Source organism: Phreatobacter cathodiphilus, from assembly GCF_003008515.1.
Classification (GTDB): Bacteria; Pseudomonadota; Alphaproteobacteria; order Rhizobiales; family Phreatobacteraceae; genus Phreatobacter; species Phreatobacter cathodiphilus.
This window is the reverse complement of record NZ_CP027668.1, coordinates 159,194-180,194: the sequence shown is the minus strand read 5'-3', so window position 1 is coordinate 180,194 and position 21,001 is coordinate 159,194. Positions and strand designations below refer to the sequence as shown.

The window sequence follows — 21,001 nt, the reverse complement described above, 5'->3', positions numbered from 1 at the left end:
CTCACTCCGCCGGATGGGGGCGACGGCGCGCCGCCCTGACGATGGCGCCGCGGCCCTGGTCGATGAGCCCGACGATCCCGTTCGGCACGAAATAGACGATCACCAGGAAGGCAATGCCGAGCAGGATGGAGAAGTAGTTGGGGAAGTTCGCCTGCAGGATCTCGAACAGGATGGCGAGGGGTACGACCCCGAGGATGGGCCCGTAGAGCCGCGCCGCCCCGCCCAGCAGCGCCATGATCAGCACCTGGAAGGAGATGATCGGGTTGAAGGCGATGGAGGGGTCGATGTAGGTCCAGCGCGGCGCCATGATCGCCCCCACCAGGGTCATGAAGGTGGCGGAGACGACGAAGACGGCGACCTTCGACACGGTGGTGTCGATGCCGGCGTGGCGGGCGACCGTTTCGTCCTCGCCGATGGCGCGCAGCGCCCAGCCGAGGCGGGAGCGCTGGATTGCGAGTCCGGTGAGGAGGATGACCACGAGCAGGCCGAGCAGCATCCAGTAGATGCCCTGCTGGGTGACGTCGATGAAGACGAAGCGGCCGACCGTGCCGCCGTATTTCGCCTCGCCCCAGGTGACGAGCTGGCGGACGAGCTCGGCGAGGCCGAAGGTGAAGATGACGAAATAGACGCCGGAGAGGCGCAGCGTCGACAGGCCGACGACGGTCGCGACGACGGCGCCGATCAGCGCCGCGACGCCGTAGACCAGCGGCAGCGGCAGCGTCTCGCCGAGGAAGGCCATGGTGTAGGCGCCGAGGCCGAAGAAGGCGGCGGTGGCCAGCGAGACGTAGTGCGTCGGGCCGGAGAACAGCGCCCAGGCGGTGGCGAGCGTCGCATACATCAGGATGTTGACGAGCAGCGCCATCCAGTAGGAGCCGGCGACGATGGGGAGCGGAGCGAGCGCCGCCGCGGCGGCGAGGACCAGCAGGGGCGGCAGCCAGGGCTTCATGGTCATCGCGCGGCCTTTCCGAACAGGCCGGTGGGCTTGACCAGCAGGATGGCGAGGAAGAGGGCGAAGTTGACGGCGAGCGTCAGGCCGCCGTCGAGGAAGGCGGCGGTGAGCGATTCCGCAAGCCCCAGGATGAGGCCGGCGACGAGGGCGCCGAAGATGTTGCCGACACCGCCCATGATGACGACGATCAGCGCCTTCATGGTGAAGACCACGCCCATGGCGGCGTTGAAGGTGAAGAACATGGAGACGAGGACGCCGGAGGCGGCGACCAGGGCCCCGCCGAGGCCGAAGGCGAAGGCGGCATAGGCGGTCGTGTCGATGCCGACGAGGGGGGCCGCGGCCGGGTTGACCGAGACGGCGCGGATGGCCGTGCCGATGCGCGTGCGCATCAGGAAGGCGGTGAGCGCCAGGGCGATGGCCACCGCCAGGCCCGCCGCCAGCAGGCGGTTCAGCGCCACGGTCGAGCCGATGATCTGCACCGGAACGGCGAGATAGGAATAGCTGACATAGGAGCCGCCGAAGACGACCAGCAGGATGCCCTGCACGACGAAGAGCAGGCCGAAGGTGGCGAGGATGGAATCGACCTCAAGCGCGCCGGGTGATTTCGCGCGCCGCACCAGCGGCGTCATCAGCACGCGGTAGATGCCCCAGTTGAGGGCGAAGGAGAGCGGCATGGCCACCGCCAGCGCCAGGATGGGGCTGACGCCCGCGGCGCTGAACAGCACATAGGCCAGGAAGGAGGCGGCGATGGTGAACTCGCCATAGGCGAGGTTCATGATCCGCGCGACGCCGTACTGGAGCGACAGCCCCATGGCGATCAGCGCGTAGATGCCGCCGAGGATCAGGCCCGACAGGATGACGTCGACGAGGAACATTCAGCGTCTCCGAATACAGGGCGCCGCCCCCGGCGATCCCCTCCCCCCGCTTGCGGCGGGGAGGGTGGCCCGAGCGCAGCGGAGGGCCGGGTGGGGGTGTCCAGCTCCGCGACATCGACATGCCCCCCACCCCTGGCCCCTCCCCTCCGCAAGCGGGGGGAGGGGAAGCGCGGCCCGTCTTCACGGCCGGCGGCGGTCGCTCGGACATGAGCGCCCCGCACCGGCGGTTTCGACGCGATGCCGCTCACCGTCATCCCATCACGCCGTCGGCCAGGCGGGCTTCGGGAAGACCGGCGCCTTGGTGCCGCCGACCTTGGTGGGAGCAAGGGCCACGAACTCGCCCTGCTGCCACTGGCCGACCCACCACTGGTCGACGCGCTGGTTGTCGACGAACTTGATGGTGCCGAGGATCGTCTCGAAGGACTGGGATCCCACGTCCTTGACGATCGCCGCCTTGTCGATGCCGACGCGCTCGATGGCCTGGGTGAGCACCTGCAGCGTCGAATAGGTGGTGGTCGAGGCCCAGCGGTCCGGCTCGCGGCCGACGATGCGGTTGTGGCGGGCGATGTAGTCCTTGATCTTCGCATCGGTCACATCGACGCCGCCGATGCCCATGACGCCCTCGGCATTGGCGCCGAAGCGCTGCTTGTAGAGCGGGAAGGCGGTGCCGACGGCGGTGTAGAAGACCTTCGGGTTGAGACCGCCGATACGCGCCTGCTCGGTCAGCGCCAGCGTGTCCGGCGGATAGGAGAAGGCGAGGAACATGTCGGGCTTCAGGCGCGCCGCCTCCGAGATGATGGGGGCGAGGTCCTGGGTGCCCGGCGGGTACTGGCGGTCCATGACGATCTGGAAGCCGGCCTTGGCGATGCCGGCGCGTGCGGCGCTGACGAGCTCGAGACCGAACTGGTCCTGGACCGAGGCGAGCGCCACCGTGTTGCCGAGACCCTTGTCCTTCAGCGTGGCGAGCAGGTCGGTCAACGCCGTGATCGCCGTCGAGGGGCGGTCGAGGAAGAGGAACATGTTGGTCCAGCGCTTCACCAGCTCGGGCTGGCGCTCGACGAAGAAGGTGGAGGCGAGGTGCGGGAAGCCGCCGCGGTTGAAGGAAGGCGCCACCGCGAGGTTCATCGCCGTGCCCCAGGGCGGCAGCAGGAGGTCGACCTTGTCCTGGTTGACCAGGCGCTCGATGTTGCGCACCGCCTCCTCGGACTGGGAGCGGTCGTCATATTCGACGAACTCGATCGGGCGCCGCTGGCCGCCGGGCAGCTTCAGACCGCCGGCCTCGTTGGTCTCCTTCAGCCAGAGCTGGTAGTTCGGCAGCGTGGTGACGTTGGCGCCGCCGGCGTTGGGCCCGGTCTTCGAGATGGAGAAGCCGATCTTGACCGGGCCTGCCTGGGCGCGGACCTGGGGTGCTGCGAGCGTCGCTGCGGCGATGCCGCCGACGACGGCGCGGCGAGTGGGCTTGAATGTGCTCATCGTGGACCTCCTCTGGTGTCCCCGTCCGGGGGTTGGCATTCCCATTCGTCCCTTCACCCGGCAGGCTCTTGGTGGCCCGCGCGGATGTCGTCTCTCCCGCCGTCAGCCGGCGATGCGGATGTTGGCGGCCTTGATGACCGGCTCCCACAGCCGGACCTCCGCCTGCATGGCGGCGGCGAGCTCCTCCGGCGTCGAGCCGACCGGCGTCGTGCCGATCTCGGCGAGGCGCTTGACCACGCCGGGGTCGTGCAGGGCCTTGTTCAGCCCCGCCGACAGCCGCCCGACGATCTCTCGCGGCGTGCCGGCCGCCGTGAAGAAGGCGAACCAGGACTGCATCTCGTAGCCCGGGACGACGGAGGAGATGACAGGCACGCCCGGCAGCTCGGCCAGCGGCTCCTTCGTCGACACGCCGAGCGGACGGATCAATCCGCCCTTGATCTGCGCGGCGGAGACGGTGAGCGTGTCGAACATGACGTCGAGACGGCCGCCGATGAGGTCGTTCATGGCGGGGCCGGCGCCGCGGTAGGGCGCGTGGACCATGTCGACCTTGGCGAGATATTTGAACAGCTCGCCGGCCATGTGGATGGAGGAGCCGATGCCCGCCGAGCCGTAGGTGAGCTTGCCGGGATTGGCGCGGGCGCGGGCCAGGAGGTCGGCGGCGGTCTTGTCCGCGGATGCCGACGGCACGACCATGACGTTGGGCACCGTGATGCCCATGCCGACGGGCGCGAGGTCCTTGAACGTGTCGAGCGGCATGCGGGCATAGAGCAGGTGGTTGATGGCGACCGCGCTCGAGGTGATGAGCAGCGTGTGGCCGTCCGGTTCGGAGCGGGCGACTTCCGCCGAGGCGACGTTGCCGCCGGCGCCGCCGCGGTTCTCGACGACGACCGCCTGGCCCCATTCCTGTGTCAGGCGCTCGACCAGATGGCGCGTCACGATGTCCGCCGCGCCGCCGGGCGGGAAGGCGACGACGATGCGGATGTTGCGGCTCGGCCAGGCCTGGGCCCTGACCAGGCTGGGCGCCGCCACCGCGGCGCCGAGCGCCAAGCCGCCGGCCAAGACGCGCCGGCGATCGGTCCGGATCGAAAGTCCCGTCATTCCTCGTTCCTCCCTGTCGTTCCGTCCGCGGTCGTTCAGCGCCGCCGGATCGTCCCGGATCGTTTCCTCTAGCCTTCCATGAGATGGGGCAGCCACACGTCGAGAACAGCCGCCCTCTTCTCCGTCTTCACGATATGCATCGCCTCCGCGATCGCGCTCTCGACCTCGTCGGGGTGCCTGACCTTTCGGGCATGGGCACCGCCGGCGGCGGCCGCGATCTCAGAGTAGTCCGGCGGCGGGTCGAAGGCGACGCCGATATCCGCGGCGCGGCTGGCATGGCCGGCGGGATGGACCGCCAGGGTGGAGTAACGGGGCGCGCGCCATCCCCGGTTGTTGAATACCACCTGCAGGAAGGGCGTTCCATACTGGCGCGCCATCCAGTGGACGGTGGAGGGCTGGGAGAACATGTAGGAGCCGTCGCCGGTGAGGGCGATCACCGTCTTGCCCGGCGCGGCGAGCTTGGCACCGATGGCGGCGCCCCCCGTCCAGCCGAGATTGCCGCCGCCGGAATTGAGCATCTGGCCGGCTCGGGTCGGCGCGATGTGGTTCACCACGACGGGGTAATTGGTGATGCCCTCGTTGAGCACGATGGTGTCGGCATCGACATGGGCGCGCACGCAGGCGGTGACATATTCGGCGGTGAGCCGGTCGCCGGCGGGCTTCGCCTCGGCGCGGGCGAGGGCCACCTTCCGCTCCTCGTGCAGGCGCGCGTAGTGGGCGCGCCGCTCGCCGATGCGGGCGACGTCGAGGCTGATGCGGTCGAGGCCGGCATTGAGCTGGGCGAGCGCCGTCTCGGCATGGACGCGGAAGACGCGGCGGGCCGGGATCGACCAGAGCGGCATGTCCTGCTTCAGGGGATCGACGTCGAGGTGCCAGATCTTCGCCTCGCCCCGCGGCTTCGAGACGGTGGGAATCCACGGCACGTCGGAATCGATCACGACGACCAAGTCGGCCTCGGCGAGGAGCGGATTCTGCCGCGGCTCGTTCCACTGGCAGCCCTGATACATCGGGTCATCGTGGGGCAGGTTCACCGCGTTCGGCACGCTCTCCAGCACGGCGATGCCGAGCGGCCCGACGAGGCGCTGCAGCTCGGCCACCGCCTGCGGATTGCGGCCGAGATAGGAGGTGACGACCAGCGGGCGGCGGGCGCCGGCGAGATCGGTGAGCAGGGCGTGCACCGCCTCCTGCGGCAGGGCCGAAGGCGCGATGGGGGCGAAGTCGGCGACGTCCAGACCCGCCTGCGCCGCGGGGTCGAGCGCCTCTTCCATCACCTCGCGGGCGCCCATCAGATAGACGGGACCCTTGGGGTCGGAATGGGCGAACTGCAGGGACCGCCAGGTCATCTGCTTGATGTTGCGCCCCGTTCGCAGCTCGGCGTCGTAGCGCATGTAGCCGCGCACGATGCCGCGCTGGTCGTGGACGTCCTGGATCCACTGGATGAACTCGTTGCGGCTGCCCTTCATCTCGCCGAACTGGGTGAAGGGCGAGGCTCCGGCGAAGATCAGCACGGGCACGCGGCCCTTGGAGACGTTGTGGACGGCGCCGGCGAGCGACTGGGTGCCGCACTCGACGTGGACGATGACGGCCTGGGCGCGGCCGGAGACCTGGGCGTGCCCCTGCGCGGCGGTGAGCGCCACCATCTCGTTCGGGCAGGTGACGACCTTCGGCATGGCGATGCCGGCGGCGCGCGCCTCAGCCAGCGCCTCGATGAGCGCGGGGTGGTCGCTGCCGAAATTGGAAAACAGATATTCGACGCCGGCCTCGGCGAGCGCTTCCAGAAAGGCGGTGGACGCTGTGTACATCGGCAGCCCTGCTTGCGACTGAATTAGTTGGATATCCAACTGTTAGAGTCAACACCGTCTTGTGGGGTCCGGACCGGCCGTGCGATGGTCATGGTGAACACGGGCGCCGCGAGGCCCGGCAGGGACCTGATGGCCCGGATTGAGACCGATCCACACGAACCGCAGGATGCCGGCAGCCGCCGGGAAGAGCCGGCGCGCCTCGGCCCGCTCGGCGACTTCATCGGCTTCCACCTGCGCATCGCCCAGGAGGCCTCGTTCCGCACCTTCGCCCAGAGGGTCGGGGACAAGAGCCTGAAGCCCCGGCGCTTCGCCGTGCTGACCCTCATCGCGGAAAATCCCGGCCTCACCCAGACCGCCCTCGGCAAGGCGGCGGGCCGCGACAAGTCGACCCTCACCTCGACGCTCGACGACCTCGTCAAGCGCGGCCTCGTGCTGCGCGAGCGCACGGCGCACGACCGGCGCAGCTATACGCTGACCCTGACCCCCGCCGGCTGCGCCCATCGCGAGCGGCTGATGCGGGCGGCCCTCGACCACGACCGTGAACTCGACCGCATCGTGGGCCGGGAGAAGAAGGCGGAGTTCCTCGCCCTGCTGCGCAAGATCGCGGCGGAACTCGGCTGAGCCCCGTTCGGTTTACCGCATATGCGAAATGCATGGCTTTTTGCCGCGGATGGGCCTAGGGAGACGGCCAACATCCGACGCCGCCATGTCCGCCGATCCCTGACCGGCTCTTCCTCCAGCCGGCGCGGACCCATTCCAGGACATTCCGCACCGTGACCGAAGTTCTCATCCCGCCCCAACTGGCCGCGGCTCTCGCCGCCAGGGACTATGTCGACCTCACTCCCGTGCAGAGCGCCGTGCTGGCGCCGGCGGCGGCGGGGCGCGACCTGCTCGTCTCCGCCCAGACCGGCTCCGGCAAGACGGTGGCCTATGGCCTCGCCCTCGTCGATACGCTGATGGGCGACGCCGAGCGCCTGCACCGCACCGCCGAGCCGCAGGCGCTGATCGTGGCGCCGACGCGCGAACTCGCCCTGCAGGTGCAGCGCGAACTGACCTGGCTCTATGCCGACACCGGCGCGCGCATCATCGCCTGCGTCGGCGGCATGGACGCACGGCGCGAGCGGCGCCTACTCGAGGACGGCGCCCATATCGTCGTCGGCACGCCGGGCCGCCTGCGCGACCACATCGAGCGCGGTGCGCTGGAGCCCTACTCGGCCAAGGCGGTCGTGCTCGACGAGGCCGACGAAATGCTCGACCTCGGCTTCCGCGAGGACCTCGAGTTCATCCTCAACGCCACGCCGGAGGACCGGCGCACGCTGCTGTTCTCGGCGACGATCCCGGCAGCCATCGCCACCCTCGCCAAGCGCTATCAGCAGAACGCGCTGCGCATCGAGGCCGGGACGCGCGAGCGCGGCCACCAGGACATCGACTACCGCGTCATCCGCGTCTTCCCCAACGAGGTGGAGCACGCCGTCGTCAACGTGCTGCGCCAGATCGAGCCGAAGACGGCCATCATCTTCGCCAATACCCGCAACGCCGTGCGCCACCTGCAGGCGACGCTGGTGGAGCGCGGCTTCTCCGCCGTGTTCCTGTCGGGCGAGCTCGGCCAGCACGAGCGCAACCTCGCCCTTCAGTCGCTGCGCGACGGACGGGCGCGCATCTGCGTGGCGACCGACGTGGCGGCGCGGGGCATCGACCTGCCCAACCTCGCCCTCGTGATCCATGCCGAACTGCCGCACGACGCCGAGGTGATGCAGCACCGCTCCGGCCGCACGGGCCGCGCCGGCAACAAGGGCGTCAGCGTCCTGCTGGTGCCGACCACCCGGCGCCGGCGCGCCGAGAGCCTGCTCGCCGAAGCCGGCATCCGCGCCGAATGGACCGGCCCGCCGACCGCCGACGACATTCGCGCCCTCGACCGCGAGCGCATCTTCGCCGACCCGCTGCTGACGGAAGAGCCGAGCGAGGAGGACCGCCAGGTCGCCGCCGTGCTGATGGAGCGCAAGTCTCCCGAGGACATCGCGATGGCGCTGGCGCGGGTGCTGCGCTCGCGTCTGCCGGAGCCGGAGGAGGTGTCGGATCCGGGCTTTGCCCGCAGCGCCACGGCGGGGCCCCGCGGCCGTCCCGAGCGAGACCTGAAGATGACCGGCGACATGGCGTGGTTCCGCGCCGATGTCGGCCGGGCCAACCGCGCCGACCCGAAATGGCTGCTGCCGATGATCTGCCGGCGCGGCAAGGTGACCCGCGACGACATCGGCGCCATCCGCATCCACGACACCACGACCGAGTTCCAGGTGTCGGCGGCCCTCGCCGAAACCTTCATCGTCAATGCCCGCAAGGCCAATGCTGACGACGTGTTCATCACGCCGATCCAGGAGGGCGAGGGCGGCGCGCCGCCGCCGCGCTTCCGCCGCCACGCCGAGGAGGGCCGCGAGCCGCGCGGCGAGGGCAAGCCCTTCAAGAAGCGGCCGCCGCCGGGTGCGGCCAAGGGCAAGGCCGAACGCGGCGGCTTCAAGCACCGCAAGAACCGCGAGCGCCGCTGAGCCATGGCGGCCGGCGACCCGATCGTCGTCTATGTCGACGCCGACGCCTGTCCGGTGAAGGACGAGGTCTATCGCGTTGCGCAGCGCTACGGTCTCGGCGTGAAGGTGGTGGCGAACAGTCCCATCGCCGTGCCGCGCGAGCCGTGGATCGAGCGCGTGGTGGTGAGCGAGGGGCCGGACGTCGCCGACGACTGGATCGCCGAGCGGGCCGGTCCCGGCGCCATCGTCGTCACCGCCGACATCCCGCTCGCGGCCCGCACGGTGAAGGCCGGCGCGGCGACGCTGGCGCCGAACGGGCGCATCTTCGATGCCGGCTCCATCGGCATGGCGCTCGCCACCCGCAACCTCATGGACGACATCCGCTCGGCGGGCGGCCAGACGCGCGGTCCGCCGGCCTTCTCGCCCCGCGACCGCTCCGCCTTCCTCTCGGCCATGGACCTCACGGTCAACCGGCTGAAGCGGGCGGGATACGGGTAGAGACTATCCAGTTCGTCGACACTGTTTGAGTGCCCCTCACCCTTTCCCTCTCCCCGCGAGCGGGGAGAGGGGGGCTACGACGTCGCGCCTGTGCCGCACAGCGCGATGCCAGTCACTATCCTTCGGGAAGAAGCCCGACGCGGGTGCCCCCTCTCCCCGCTCGCGGGGAGAGGGTAAGGGTGAGTGGCAATCCGTCCGGACCCACGGGGCCAGCCGCCTCGTCGTTCACACGAAGCTCTCACCCATGCCGATCCGCCCGATCGCCGGCAGCTTGATCGCCGGGCGACGGACGTCGATGCCGAGCACGGCGCCGAGGACGCTGACCTCGACGCCCTCGTACCAGCCGACCGTCAGGCCGAGATAGCCGCCGAGGGTGGCGCGGAACCCGAGGCCGGCGGTCGCCGGGCCGATCCAGCGTCCGTCATGGGGAAAGTCCTTGCCGATGGCGGTGGGCGGCAGGCTGGCGCCGAGGTCGGCGGCGGCCATCACCGCGGCCACGAAGGTGTTAGAGTTCGGCCCCGGCCAGGCGCGGTAGTCGCCGCGGTTGGCGTGGACATAGCCGGCGATGGCGGCGCGGATCTTCGGGATGGCGGCGGCCGCGCTCTCGCCGTCGGCGGCGAAGACGAGCTCCGGGTCGCGCCCGAACCAGCGGCCGTCGGCGACGAAGCCGTTGGTGCGGATCGGCTCGCCCCAGGCGGTGTAGTCGAAGCGGTCGTAGCGGGCGGCGCCCGCCTCCTTGACGACGATCCAGGTGTGGGTGGCGAAGATGCCGCGCCAGCGCACGGTGCGGGCGGCATAGACGCGGATCACCGCCTGCGGCGTCTCGGCGGCCGGTGCCAGCAGGCCGGCGCTGGCGCGGCCCGCCGTCGACCAGTCGGGGCCGGGATAGCCCATGGCATAGTGGCCGGCGGACCAGCCGATGGGCAGGGCGAAGAGCAGCAGCAGGAGGACAGACAGGCGGCGGCCGCGACCGGCCCTAGAATTCGACATCCAGTTCCTCGATCTCCTCGGGCTCGGCCTTGGCGGATGCGATCCATTGCTTCAGCGGCGCCCAGTCCATGATGGTCCGGCAATAGGCCGCGGCTGTGGCGTCAATGGGGACGTCGTAGGTGTAGAAGCGCATGCAGACTGGCGCATACATGGCGTCGGCCACGGTCGGGGCTTTGCCGAAGAGATAGGGCCCGCCATAGGTCGCGAGGCACTCGCCCCAGATGGTGAGGATGCGGTCGATGTCGGGCTGGGCACCGGCCCAGACCTTGAAGCCGGGATGGTGGGCCTTCAGGTTCATCGGCAGCGCCGAGCGCAGGTTCTGGAAGCCCGAATGCATCTCCGCCGAAATGGAGCGGCAATGGGCCCGCGCCACCCGATCCTCGGGAAGAAGGCCGGCCTTGGGGAAGGTCTCGTGCAGATATTCGGCGATGGACCATGCGCCCCAGATCTTGGCGCCGTCGTCGGTCAGCGCCGGCACCAGGAAGGAGGGCGAGAGCAGCAGCAGTTCGGCGCGCTGGCCGGGATCGTCGACCGAGACCGGCACCTCGTCGAAGGGGATGCCGGCCATCTTGCACAGGAGCCAGCCGCGCAGCGACCAGGACGAATAGTTCTTGCTCGAAAGGGTGAGCTTGGCCTTGGCCATCCGAACCTCCTGGCGACGGGCGCTGCAGCGCGGAAACCGCACCGAAAGAATACTCTCGCAGTGCAACAGAAAGTGCACTAGCTTTTTTTGGATCGATGCCAAGGTGGCATCTCGACCCACCCCGGGACGGCCCATGCTCTATCACGCGTTCGAATTCCACAGCCGGATGTTCGAGCCCGTGCGCGACGCTGCCCGGCTCGCCGGCGCCGCCTTCGGGTCGGCGCTCCAGGCCCAGGGGGGCCGCGTCGGCCGGGAGATGATGGCGACCTGGGAGATGATCGGCCGCACCGGCTTCACCCATGCCCGCCCCGACTACGGCATCACCAGCGTCACGGTCGGCAATCGCGAGGTGGCGGTCACAGAGGTGGCGACCCACGTCACGCCCTTCGGCACGCTCCTCAACTTCCGGAAGGACATCGACGTCACCCAGCCGAAGGTGCTGCTGGTGGCACCGCTCTCGGGCCATTTTGCTACGCTGCTGCGCAATACGGCGCGCACCCTGCTGCAGGACCACGACGTCTTCATCACCGACTGGCACAGCGCCCGCGACGTGCCCTGGACCGCCGGCCGCTTCGGCTTCGACGAATATGTCGAGCACCTGATCGACTTCCTGCACGTGCTGGGGCCGGGTGCCCATGTGGTGGCGGTCTGCCAGCCCTGCGTGCAGGCCCTGGTGGCGACCTCGGTGATGGCCCAGGCCGGCGATCCCGACCAGCCGCGCAGCCTGACGCTGATGGCGGGCCCGGTGGACGTGCGGATCAATCCGACCAAGGTCAACGAGCTGGCCTTCAACCACTCTTATGAGTGGTTCGAGAAGAACCTGATCTCGACAGTGCCCCTGCCCTGCGCCGGCGCCGGGCGGCGCGTCTATCCGGGCTTCCTCCAGCTCATCGCCTTCCTGTCGATGAACCGGGAGCGGCACATCAAGGCCCACCTCGACCTGCACGGCCATCTGGCGCGCGGCGAGACGGAGAAGGCCGAGCAGATCAAGACCTTCTACGACGAGTATTTCGCGGTGCTGGACCTCACCGCCGAGTTCTACCTCGAGACCATCGACAAGGTGTTCCAGCGGGCGCTGCTGCCCAAGGGCGAGCTGACCTACAAGGGCCGTCCGGTGGACCCGTCGGCCATCCGCCGCACGGCGCTGCTGACGGTGGAGGGCGAGCGCGACGACATCTGCTCGCTCGGCCAGACGGTGGCGGCCCACGACCTCGCCTCGAAGCTGAAGCCCTTCCGCAAGCGCCACCACATGCAGGCCGGCGTCGGCCATTACGGCGTGTTCAGCGGCCGCAAATGGGAGGGGCAGGTCTATCCCATCGTGCGCAACATGATCCTCGCCAGCGAATAGCAGGTCCGCCCGGCGGGGCGGCCACGCGTGCGGGGGGCGTGCCATCGCTCCGGCGAACCGCTATAGGCGGTGCCGGGACGACTGACGATTCCGGCGGCCGCCGGAGCACGCCGATGAGGATAACCCCGCCATGACGCTGACCCGCCTGCTGCGCGCCGCCGCCATCGCCACGACGCTCGCCGTCGCCTCCCCCGCCCTCGCCGACGACATCCGCGACGCGATCGAGGAGGCACGCCGGGCCTATCAGGCCAACGACCTCGTGGCCGCCAAGGCGGCGCTCGACGTCGCCTCCCAGCTCCTCGCCCAGCGCAGCGCCACCGGCCTGTCGCGCTTCCTGCCGGCACCGCCGCGCGGCTGGACCGCGGACGAAGCGGAGACCGACGCCAGCGCCGCCGCCATGTTCGGCGGCGGCCTCATCGCCAAGCGCCGCTACACCATCGGCGAGCGCCACGTGACGGTGCAGGTGCTCGCCAATTCGCCGCTGATCTCCCAGATGGCGCCGCTCTTCTCCAACGCCCAGCTCCTCGGCGCCGTCGGCCGTGTCTTCCGCTTCAAGGGCAAGACGGCGGTGCATTCGCGCGACGGCAACATCCAGGTGCTGCTCGGCCGCACGCTCATCATCCTCGAAGGCTCGGGAACCGAGGCGGAGAAGCGCGCCCTTCTCGACCTCCTCGACATCCCCGCCATCGAATCCTTCAACGGCTGAACAGGCCCCGCCATGTCCCTCGGTTTCCAGATTCTGCAGAAGCCCCATGCCAACGATCCGGAGCTGGCGGCCCTCCTCGCCGGCATCCCGACGCCGCTCCTCAGCGACAACATGGCGAGGCTCTTCGCCGCCGGGCCGACGCTCCGGCCGATGCATGACGGCACGCCGCTGCTCGGCTTCGCGCTGACGGTGAGGACGCGGCCGGGCGACAATCTACTCGTCCACAAGGCCATCGACATGGCCGGGCCCGGCGACGTGATCGTGGTGGAGGCGGGCGGCGACCTGACCAACGCCATCATCGGCGAGATCATGGCGACGCTCGCGCTGAAGAACGGCGTGGCGGGCCTCGTCATCGACGGAGCCATCCGCGATTCCGACGCCATCGCCACCATGAGCCTGCCGGTCTATGCGGCGGGCATCACCCATCGCGGCCCCTACAAGGACGGTCCCGGCGAGATCAACACCGGGGCGGTGATCGGCGGCCAGCACGTGGCGCCGGGCGACCTGATCGTGGGCGACGCCGACGGCGTGCTGGCGGTGCCGCGCGCGGAGGTGGCGACCATCGCCGCCCTCGCCCGCAAGCAGCTCGCCGCCGAGGACGCGACGATGAAGGCCATCGCCGACGGCACGCTGGACAGGAGCTGGGTCGACGCCACCCTCGCCGCCAAGGGCGCGGCGCTGGGCAAGGCCTCGCTCTACTGAGCCTGTGAGATCAGCCGCGCCTCGCCGCCGTCCACCAGCACCTCGGCGGCGGCGGGATGGCTGAGGAAGCCGACGGGACTGGCGGTCGGGCCATAGGCGCCCGATTGCAGCACGGCGACGAGATCGCCCTCGGCCATCGCCGGCATCTCGACCTTGCGCGCCAGCGTGTCGAGCGGCGTGCACAGCGGCCCGACGACGCTGGCGGGGCCGGCGGAGGGCTCGCCCACGCGCGAGGCGGCGACCACCGGATAGTCGCGCTTGATCACCTGGCCGAGATTGCCGGAAGCCGCGAGATGGTGGTGCATGCCGCCGTCGACGACGAGGAAGCGCTGGCCCCGCGAGAGCTTGGCCGAGAGCACTGCGGCGAGATAGACGCCGCTCGCCCCGACGAGATAGCGGCCGGGCTCCACCAGCACATGGGCGTTGCGGATGAGGGGGTCGGCGGCCTTCAGCGCGACGAGGTCGGGCAGGCCCGCCTTCACCGCCGCGAGGTCGAGGGTGCCGTCACCGGCGAAATAGGGGATGCCGAGGCCGCCGCCGAGATCGATGGTGCGCAGCGGGCGCCCGAGGCGCGCCGCGGCGCGGGAGGCGACGGCGAGGCCGTGGCGCCATTGCCCGAGCAGCACGGCGGCGTCGAGGATCTGGGTGCCGGCGAAGAAGTGGACCCCGGTGAGGTCCAGATGGGGCGAGGCCGCGACGGCGTCGACCACCGCCTCGAGATCCTCCTCGTCGAAGCCGAAGGGCGCCGCCTTGCCGCCCATGCGCATGGCCCCGCCCTGGGCCTCGGCGACGGGATTGACGCGGATGGCGACGGCGACGCGCCGTCCGAGGGCGGCGCCGATGGCCGCGGCATGGGCCATCTCCTCGCGGCTCTCCAGGTGAATCTCGCCGATGCCGGCCCCGATCACTGCCTCCAGTTCGGCGCGGCGCTTGCCGGGGCCGGCGAAGAGCATGTGTGCCGGGTCGACGCCGGCCGTGCGCGCGGCGCGGAACTCGCCGAGGGAGGCGATCTCGATGCCGGCGCCCTCCTCGTGGAGCACGCGCACCACGGCGGGGTTGGGGTTCGCCTTGATGGAATAGTGGATGCCGGCAAAGCCTTCGATCGCGGCGGCGAGAGCGCGGTAAGAGGCGCGGATCAGCGCCGCGTCATAGGCGAAGAGCGGCGTGCCGAACCGCTCGGCTAGGACGCGCGCCGGGATGCCGCCGATGAGGAGATCGGAGCCTTCGGTGCCGAACTGGCCGGCGACGAGGCGGTCGGTGAGGCTCGCCTCAGGCGCCATGGCTGCGCTCGCGCACCAGGCCGACATAGTCGACCTTGCCGTTGGGGGTGACGGGCAGGCGCTCCACCAGTTCGAGCTCGCGCGGCACCATGTAGGGCGGCAGCTCCGTCGCCGCGGCCTGGAGAACGGCGGCGCCGTCGACCGGGCCGAGAGCAACGGCCACGGCGTGGACCTTCTGGCCGGCGAAGGGATCGGGCAGGCCGATCACCGCCACCTGCTGGAAATGGCCCATGGCCATGAGGCATTCCTCCACCTCGGTGGGGCTGATGCGGTGGCCGGAGGATTTGATCATGGCGTCGTTGCGGGCAACGAAATAGAGGAAGCCGTCTTCGTCCTCGGTCACGAGGTCACCGGAGAAGCAGACGGTCTCGCCGCCCTCCGTCGCCGGGCGGAACGGATGGGGACGCAGCACCTCGGCGGTGGCGTCGGGCCGGTTCCAGTAGCCGAGCGAGACGGTTGGGCCGCGGTGCACCAGGATGCCGGGTTCACCGGGCGCGGCGCGGCGGCCGTCGGCGGTCACCACCAGCATCTCGCATTCGGGGATGGCCTTGCCGATGGAGGTCGGACGGCGATCCACCTCCTCAGGCGGCAGGAAGGTGGAGCGGAAGGCCTCGGTGAGGCCGTACATCAGGAAGATCTTCGTGCCGGGCAGCTTCTCGCGCAGGCGCGCCACCGTCTCGGAGGGCACGGCACCGCCGGAATTGGTGATGTAGCGCAGCGTCGGCAGCGGCGTCTTCGCCAGCATCGGCGTCGCGCGGGTGAGGATCGCCCAGATGGTCGGCACGCCGGCGAGGCCGGTGATGCCGTGCGTGGCGATGGCCTTCACGATGTCGGCGCCGAACTGGAAGGTGAGCAGGACGATGCGGGCGCGCTGCTCCACCGCGGTGAGGAGCTGGTTGAGCCCGTAGTCGAAGCTGAAGGGCAGCACCGAGAGAATGCGCTCGTCTTCGGTGATGCCGAGATAGGTGCGCACGATGCGCGTGCCCGCCAGCAGGTTGCGGTGGCTCAGCATGACGCCCTTGGGACGCCCGGTGGAGCCGGAGGTGTAGAGGATGGCCGCGAGGTCCTCGCCGATGCCGCCCGCAGGCGGCAGCTCGCCCGGCACGTCCGCGGGAAGATCGTCGACGGCGACGATATCGACGTCGAGGCCGGTGAAGGCCTCGGCGAGCGCGGCGACGGTGTCGGAGAGCGTCAGCACGATGCGCGCCCCGCAATCGGCGACGATGTGGCGGACTTGGGCCGGCTTCAGGAGCGCGTTGACCGGAACGACGACGCCGCCGGCCATGGCGATGCCGAAGATCGCCCAGCATTCCTCCAGGCTCTTCGGCAGGACGACGGCCACGCGGTCGCCGCGCGCGAGCCCGCGGTCGCGGCAGAGCCGGGCGCAGCGCCTCGAAGCGGCGTGGAGCTCGGCATAGGTCGCCTGCCGCCCGCCGTCGACGACGGCGATGCGGTCCGCCCCGGTGGCGGCGGCCTGGTCGAGGAGGTGATGGAGGAGATAGGGGGACGCGGTCACGCGCGCTGGCGCTCCACGAAGGCGACGAGCTGGCCGAGCGTCTCGAAATTGGCGGGATCGAAGTCGTCGTCCATCAGTTGCACGCCGAAGCGCTCGTCGAGGAAGGTGACGAGTTCGAGGATGCCGAGGGAGTCGATGGCCCCGCTGGCGAGGAGCGGCGTGGCCGCGTCGAGGGGCCGGCCGGCGAGGGCGGGGAACCGGCCCTGCAGGAAGGATGCGATCTCTTCGGACACGTCCATCGTATCGGTCGTCACGGCTTTCTCCTGGTTTCGCGGCCAGTCTCAGATGCGGAGGAAAACAAATTCCGAATAGGCGTGGTCGACGGCCGCGGGCATGTGCGCACCGCGGACGAAGGTGGGGCGCGAACGGGTCGAGAACCACGCGCCGGGCGGGATTTCGTCCCTGTTCGCCGGAAGTTCCAGGCAGATCACGCCTCTCGCCAGCAGGAATCGCGCGATTTCACCGAGGTTGCGACGAACTGACGCGACGTCCTCGGCATAGACCAGACGGGCCGCCGGCAGGCCCTTGCGGCGCCCGGTGCTGAAGAGGAGCGGCCGGGCCGCCCCACCCTCCACCAGCGCACAGGCGATGCAGCCGAGGCCGATATGATCGTCGACGACCCGCGCCATGTCGCCGTCCAGCGGCGCCTCGTCGACGGGGCCGACGTGACCCGGCCCCATCAGCAGCGCCAGCATGGGCAGGGCGAGGATGGCGCCGCCGTCGTGGCGTCGGGTAAAGCCGAACCGGCCGATCATCTCGGTCACGGGCGGGCTCGGGGTGAGGTCGGTGAAGGTGTCGACGGGCTCCGCAAGGACCTGCTGGAGCATGCGTGGCGCCAGCAGCCTGTAGCGCTCGTCGACATACCAGCTCGACAGGTTGACGACGGAGCGGGAGGCGGCGCCGTCGGCGGCCGCGCGGCGGCTGCGCATGGTCAGGATGACGCCGACCGCCTCGCCCTTGACGCGCATGATCCGGCCGACCGGCCCGAGCCCGGAGGCCTCGTGGAAGGCAGCGAGGCGATCGAGCCCCTCCGCCCAGAAGGACGGTGGGCGCAGAGGAAAACCGCGCGCCAGCAGGGCGCGCGCCTCCTCCATCGCGTGTTTGTCAATGGCTTCCAACATTATCGCGACACTATCAGCGATCGGGCGGCCCGGACGAACATTGTGAACGCGTCCTTAATCATCATGGTGAACCGCCAGGGCGTCCTCGACCTCGCCGCGCACCGAAATAGCCGCGCCAAACTTGTAGATCGCGGCGGAACATCTCGCGGATACTTAGGAAACGAACTGCTACAGAAGCGTTAGCCGCACAGGCCCGCCCCTGCGACGGATTGCCTCCCGTACAGTTCGCGGATCATCTCGCCAGAGCCTCAAAGCGCCGGGGGGATGGTCTCGCCCACACTGCGGGTGCAACGCACCCGGCGACACTATCGCAACGCAATATAAATCCATTTAAATTCGCGTCGCAGCATGGGCTTTTGCAATTGTCGGCCGCCGGAACGTTCTGACATACTCCCCGCCTGACCCAGGACAACATGGGCGCACCGCAAGAGTGCACGACAACCCTCGGGAGGATTTGCAATGAACATGCGCAAGGACACCGGCATGCGCGGCATCGATCGCCGGCAGGTCATCCTCGGCCTCGGCGCGACCGCGGCCATCGTCGCCAGCCCCGGCATCCTCAGGGCCCAGGCGCCGGTGACGCTCAACGGCGCCGTCCAGTTCAACGACGACCACGCCTTCACCAAGGCGCTGGTCCGCTTCGAGGAGCGGGTGAAGGCGCTCTACGGCAAGCCGGTGAACTTCAACCTGCACAAGAACTCCTCGCTGGGCCTGGAGAAGCAGTATTTCGAGTACATGGCCCAGGGCCGCGCGGTGGACTACGCCATCGTCTCGCCGGCGCACATGTCGACCTTCGCGCGCGCCGCGCCCTTCATCGACGCGCCCTTCGTGTTCCGCGACGTCGACCACATGGGCAAGGTGGTGAAGGCCAACGTGCTGAAGCCGATCGAGGACGAGGTGGAGAAGCGCGCCGGCGTGCGGCTGATCGGCCATGCCGGCGGCGGCACCCGCAACATCTTCGCCAACAAGCCGTTCAAGAACATGGCGGAGATGCGCGGCCTGAAGATCCGCGTCCAGGGCGCGCCGATCTGGTCGCGCACCTTCGCGGCGGCCGGCATGTCGCCCACCGTCATCGCCTACAACGAGGTCTACAACGCCATCCAGAACGGCGTCATCCAGGCCGGCGAGAACGAGGCGGCCGGCGTCGAGGCGATGAAGTTCTACGAGGTGGCGCCGAACCTGGTGCTCACCCAGCACGCGGTGTCGATCCGGCCGATCTGCTTCTCCATGAAGACGCTGGCGGCGCTGCCGAAGGACCTGCAGGACGCCGTCGTCGCCGCCGGCGCAGAGGCCGGCGAATACGGCCGGCAGGTGGAATCCGGCGAGGACAGCGCCAAGCTGGAAACGCTGGAGAAGGCCGGCCGCCTGAAGCGCATCGCCTTCGAGGAGCGCGACGCGATGAAGAAGGCGACCGATCCGATCATGGCCGCCTATGCCAAGGAGATTGGCGCCGAGACCATCTTCAGCAGCGTCAGCGGCGTCTGACGTGCCCGTGCCGGCCGGCCCCCGCCCACGCGGCGGGCCGGCCCGTCGCGGCGCGCCGCGCCGCTCCCTCGCCTGTTCCGAAAGCGCATCATGACCCCGTCCGACAGTCCAGCCGCAGGGGAGGCACCGAGCCTCTGGCGGCGGTTCACGGCGGCTTATGCCAGCCTCCTGTCCCATCTCGTGGTGGCCTCCGTCGCCATCCTGATCATCCCGGTCAGCCTGCAGATCTTCTCGCGGCACACGGCGCTGATCCCGAGCTACATCTGGACCGAGGAGATGGCGCGGTTCCTCTTCATCTGGACCATCTCCATCGGGGCGATGATCGGCGTCCGGGAATCGACCCATTTCGAGGTCGACGTGATGCCGGAACTGCCGCCGCGGGCCGAGGCGGTGGCGCGGCTGGTCGGCCGCTTCGGCACTCTCCTCCTCGCCTGCGTCTTCATCTTCGCCGGCATCAAGTTCGTCGAATTCGCCTGGTGGCGAACCTCCGAACTCGCCGACCTGCCGCTCTGGCTCATCCACCTGCCCTGGCCGCTCATGGGCGTCACCTGGATCGTCTTCCTCGGCGAACAGATGTGGGACGACCTGCTCATCGCCGCCGGCCGCAAGGCGCCGCCGGTCAAGCCGGCCGTGCACGACATTGAAGCAGGGACGCTGAACCTATGAGCGGCTCCGTCCTCACCGCCGGCCAGGCCGCCTTCGTCCTGTTCGGTGCCTTCTTCGGGCTGCTCGCGCTGCGCGTGCCGGTGGCCTTCGCCCTCGGCCTCGCCTGCCTGCCGATCCTGATGATCGAGCCCAGGCTCGACACCGTCACGCTGATGTCGGAGAGCTTCAACGCCTTCAATTCCTTCATCCTGCTGGCGGTGCCGTTCTTCCTGCTCACCGCCAACCTGATGAACATCGGCGGCATCACCGACCGCCTCTTGAAGCTCTCGCGCACCATGGTCGGCCACTGGCCGGGCGGGCTCGCCCAGATCAACGTGGTGCTGTCGCTGTTCTTCGCCGGCATTTCAGGCTCGTCCACGGCGGATGCAGCCAGCCAGTCGAAGATCTTCATCGAGGCCCAGCGCCGCGCCGGCTACGACGACTCGTTCTCCGTCGCGATCACGGCGGTGTCGGCCGTGCTCGCGGTCATCGTCCCGCCGTCAATCCTGATGATCGTCTGGGGCGGCATCCTGACGACGTCCATCGGTGCGCTGTTCCTCGCCGGCATCGTCCCCGGCATCCTCATCGCCGGCGCGCAGATGGCCACCGTCCACATCTACGCGGTGAAGCGCGGCTACCCGACCTATCCGCGGGAGACGTGGCGGGCCTTCATTTGCGCCTGCGCCCATTCCTTCCTGGCGCTGCTCACCCCCGGCATCATCATCGGCGGCAAGATCTTCGGCTGGTTCACGGCGACGGAATCGGCGGCCATCGCGGTGCTCTATGCGGGCGTCCTCTCTTTCGTCGTCTACCGCGAGATGGACCTCAAGGGGCTCTACGGCGCGCTGCTCGACACCGGGCGACTCACCGGGGTGATCCTCTTCTGCGTCGGCACGGCGAGCTGCTTCGGCTGGCTCCTCGCCTACTACAAGATCCCCGAGGCCATCCTCACCGGCGTCTCGGCCTGGAACATGGGCTTCATCGCCACCGGCTTCTTCGTGGCCGGCGTCTTCCTCGTGGTGGGCTGCTTCCTCGACGCCATTCCCGCCATCATCATCTGCGGCCCGATCCTGCAGCCGCTGGCCAAGGCGGTGGAGATGGACCCGGTCCATTTCGCCATGATCGGCATCGTGTCGCTGGCCTTCGGCCTCGTCACGCCGCCCTACGGGCTCTGTCTGATGATCGCCTGCGCGGTGGCGGGGATGCGCATGCGCGACGCCATCAAGGACACGGTGATCATGCTGATCCCGCTGTTCATGGTGCTGGGGCTGGTGATCATCTGGCCGAAGGTGACGCTGTTCCTGCCGAGCCTCGTGTCGCCGGAGTTCCTGAACTGACGGCGGCCGCGCGC

General features: G+C 69.6%; 20 protein-coding genes. 9 read left to right on the top strand and 11 right to left on the bottom strand.

What is annotated here, in order from left to right:
* Position 1 precedes the first annotated feature (1 nt).
* From C6569_RS00870 to C6569_RS00850, 5 genes are all read right to left on the bottom strand, one after another.
* Complete coding sequence (locus C6569_RS00870) at positions 2 to 952, bottom strand: branched-chain amino acid ABC transporter permease (protein WP_245898200.1); 951 nt, start codon at positions 950 to 952, stop codon at positions 2 to 4.
* Positions 949 to 1,824 (bottom strand): branched-chain amino acid ABC transporter permease, encoded by an 876-nt coding sequence (locus C6569_RS00865; protein WP_106747069.1) that lies wholly within the window; start codon positions 1,822 to 1,824, stop codon positions 949 to 951. Before C6569_RS00865 ends, C6569_RS00870 begins: the two co-directional genes overlap by 4 nt.
* A 258-nt stretch (positions 1,825 to 2,082) precedes the next feature.
* Complete coding sequence (locus C6569_RS00860) at positions 2,083 to 3,297, bottom strand: amino acid ABC transporter substrate-binding protein (protein WP_106747068.1); 1,215 nt, start codon at positions 3,295 to 3,297, stop codon at positions 2,083 to 2,085.
* Positions 3,298 to 3,399: 102 nt separating this feature from the next.
* The gene (locus C6569_RS00855) at positions 3,400 to 4,395 is read right to left on the bottom strand and encodes a Bug family tripartite tricarboxylate transporter substrate binding protein (RefSeq protein WP_106747067.1); all 996 of its coding nucleotides are present in this window, start codon (positions 4,393 to 4,395) and stop codon (positions 3,400 to 3,402) included.
* 68 nt (positions 4,396 to 4,463) lie between these two features.
* Positions 4,464 to 6,197, bottom strand: a complete 1,734-nt coding sequence (locus tag C6569_RS00850) for a thiamine pyrophosphate-requiring protein (RefSeq protein ID WP_106747066.1) — start codon at positions 6,195 to 6,197, stop codon at positions 4,464 to 4,466.
* A 129-nt stretch (positions 6,198 to 6,326) separates the two neighbouring features.
* Between C6569_RS00850 and C6569_RS00845 the strand changes: the two genes are divergently transcribed.
* The 3 genes from C6569_RS00845 (at position 6,327) to C6569_RS00835 (ending at position 9,214) form a co-directional block, all read left to right on the top strand.
* Complete coding sequence (locus C6569_RS00845) at positions 6,327 to 6,818, top strand: MarR family winged helix-turn-helix transcriptional regulator (RefSeq protein WP_106750828.1); 492 nt, start codon at positions 6,327 to 6,329, stop codon at positions 6,816 to 6,818.
* 152 nt (positions 6,819 to 6,970) lie between these two features.
* A complete protein-coding gene (locus C6569_RS00840; protein WP_106747065.1) occupies positions 6,971 to 8,737 on the top strand; it encodes a DEAD/DEAH box helicase in 1,767 nt (588 codons plus the stop codon).
* Between the two features lie 3 nt (positions 8,738 to 8,740).
* The gene (locus C6569_RS00835) at positions 8,741 to 9,214 is read left to right on the top strand and encodes a YaiI/YqxD family protein (protein WP_106747064.1); all 474 of its coding nucleotides are present in this window, start codon (positions 8,741 to 8,743) and stop codon (positions 9,212 to 9,214) included.
* Between the two features lie 225 nt (positions 9,215 to 9,439).
* Here C6569_RS00835 and C6569_RS00830 read toward each other — a convergent pair whose 3' ends face one another.
* Positions 9,440 to 10,204, bottom strand: a complete 765-nt coding sequence (locus tag C6569_RS00830) for a DUF3750 domain-containing protein (protein ID WP_106747063.1) — start codon at positions 10,202 to 10,204, stop codon at positions 9,440 to 9,442.
* Positions 10,191 to 10,847, bottom strand: coding sequence for a glutathione S-transferase family protein (locus tag C6569_RS00825; protein WP_106747062.1), 657 nt, complete (start codon positions 10,845 to 10,847; stop codon positions 10,191 to 10,193). Before C6569_RS00825 ends, C6569_RS00830 begins: the two co-directional genes overlap by 14 nt.
* Positions 10,848 to 10,980: 133 nt before the next feature.
* Here C6569_RS00825 and C6569_RS00820 point away from each other — a divergent pair, with 133 nt between their 5' ends.
* The 3 genes from C6569_RS00820 to C6569_RS00810 all read left to right on the top strand — a co-directional run bounded on the left by C6569_RS00820 (position 10,981) and on the right by C6569_RS00810 (position 13,603).
* On the top strand, positions 10,981 to 12,195 hold the full coding sequence (locus C6569_RS00820) for a polyhydroxyalkanoate depolymerase (RefSeq protein ID WP_106747061.1): 1,215 nt from the start codon (positions 10,981 to 10,983) through the stop codon (positions 12,193 to 12,195).
* A gap of 130 nt (positions 12,196 to 12,325) precedes the next feature.
* Positions 12,326 to 12,901: a hypothetical protein gene (locus C6569_RS00815; RefSeq protein ID WP_106747060.1), complete on the top strand. Its 576-nt coding sequence runs from the start codon at positions 12,326 to 12,328 to the stop codon at positions 12,899 to 12,901.
* A gap of 12 nt (positions 12,902 to 12,913) precedes the next feature.
* Complete coding sequence (locus C6569_RS00810) at positions 12,914 to 13,603, top strand: RraA family protein (RefSeq protein ID WP_106747059.1); 690 nt, start codon at positions 12,914 to 12,916, stop codon at positions 13,601 to 13,603.
* Here C6569_RS00810 and C6569_RS00805 read toward each other — a convergent pair.
* Genes C6569_RS00805 through C6569_RS00790 form a run of 4 tightly spaced genes read right to left on the bottom strand, consistent with a single transcriptional unit; the run spans position 13,597 to position 17,520 of the window.
* Positions 13,597 to 14,883 (bottom strand): type III PLP-dependent enzyme, encoded by a 1,287-nt coding sequence (locus tag C6569_RS00805; protein ID WP_106747058.1) that lies wholly within the window; start codon positions 14,881 to 14,883, stop codon positions 13,597 to 13,599. The two genes, C6569_RS00810 and C6569_RS00805, sit on opposite strands and share 7 nt — an antisense overlap.
* Entirely contained in the window at positions 14,873 to 16,399 is a 1,527-nt protein-coding gene (locus C6569_RS00800; RefSeq protein WP_106747057.1) for an AMP-binding protein, read from the bottom strand. The genes C6569_RS00805 and C6569_RS00800 overlap by 11 nt, the downstream gene beginning before the upstream one ends.
* Entirely contained in the window at positions 16,396 to 16,653 is a 258-nt protein-coding gene (locus C6569_RS00795) for an acyl carrier protein (RefSeq protein ID WP_245898199.1), read from the bottom strand. The genes C6569_RS00800 and C6569_RS00795 overlap by 4 nt, the downstream gene beginning before the upstream one ends.
* A 27-nt stretch (positions 16,654 to 16,680) precedes the next feature.
* Positions 16,681 to 17,520 carry a hypothetical protein gene (locus C6569_RS00790; protein ID WP_146144698.1) on the bottom strand — a complete coding sequence of 280 codons (840 nt, stop codon included), beginning with the start codon at positions 17,518 to 17,520 and terminating at the stop codon, positions 16,681 to 16,683.
* A 459-nt stretch (positions 17,521 to 17,979) separates the two neighbouring features.
* On the opposite strand from C6569_RS00790, the gene C6569_RS00785 reads away from it, so the two are divergent.
* From C6569_RS00785 to C6569_RS00775, 3 genes are all read left to right on the top strand, one after another.
* Positions 17,980 to 19,005 carry a TRAP transporter substrate-binding protein gene (locus C6569_RS00785; RefSeq protein WP_245898198.1) on the top strand — a complete coding sequence of 342 codons (1,026 nt, stop codon included), beginning with the start codon at positions 17,980 to 17,982 and terminating at the stop codon, positions 19,003 to 19,005.
* A 90-nt stretch (positions 19,006 to 19,095) separates the two neighbouring features.
* On the top strand, positions 19,096 to 19,671 hold the full coding sequence (locus C6569_RS00780) for a TRAP transporter small permease (protein WP_106747055.1): 576 nt from the start codon (positions 19,096 to 19,098) through the stop codon (positions 19,669 to 19,671).
* On the top strand, positions 19,668 to 20,987 hold the full coding sequence (locus tag C6569_RS00775) for a TRAP transporter large permease (RefSeq protein WP_106747054.1): 1,320 nt from the start codon (positions 19,668 to 19,670) through the stop codon (positions 20,985 to 20,987). Before C6569_RS00780 ends, C6569_RS00775 begins: the two co-directional genes overlap by 4 nt.
* The last annotated feature ends 14 nt before the right edge of the window (positions 20,988 to 21,001 follow it).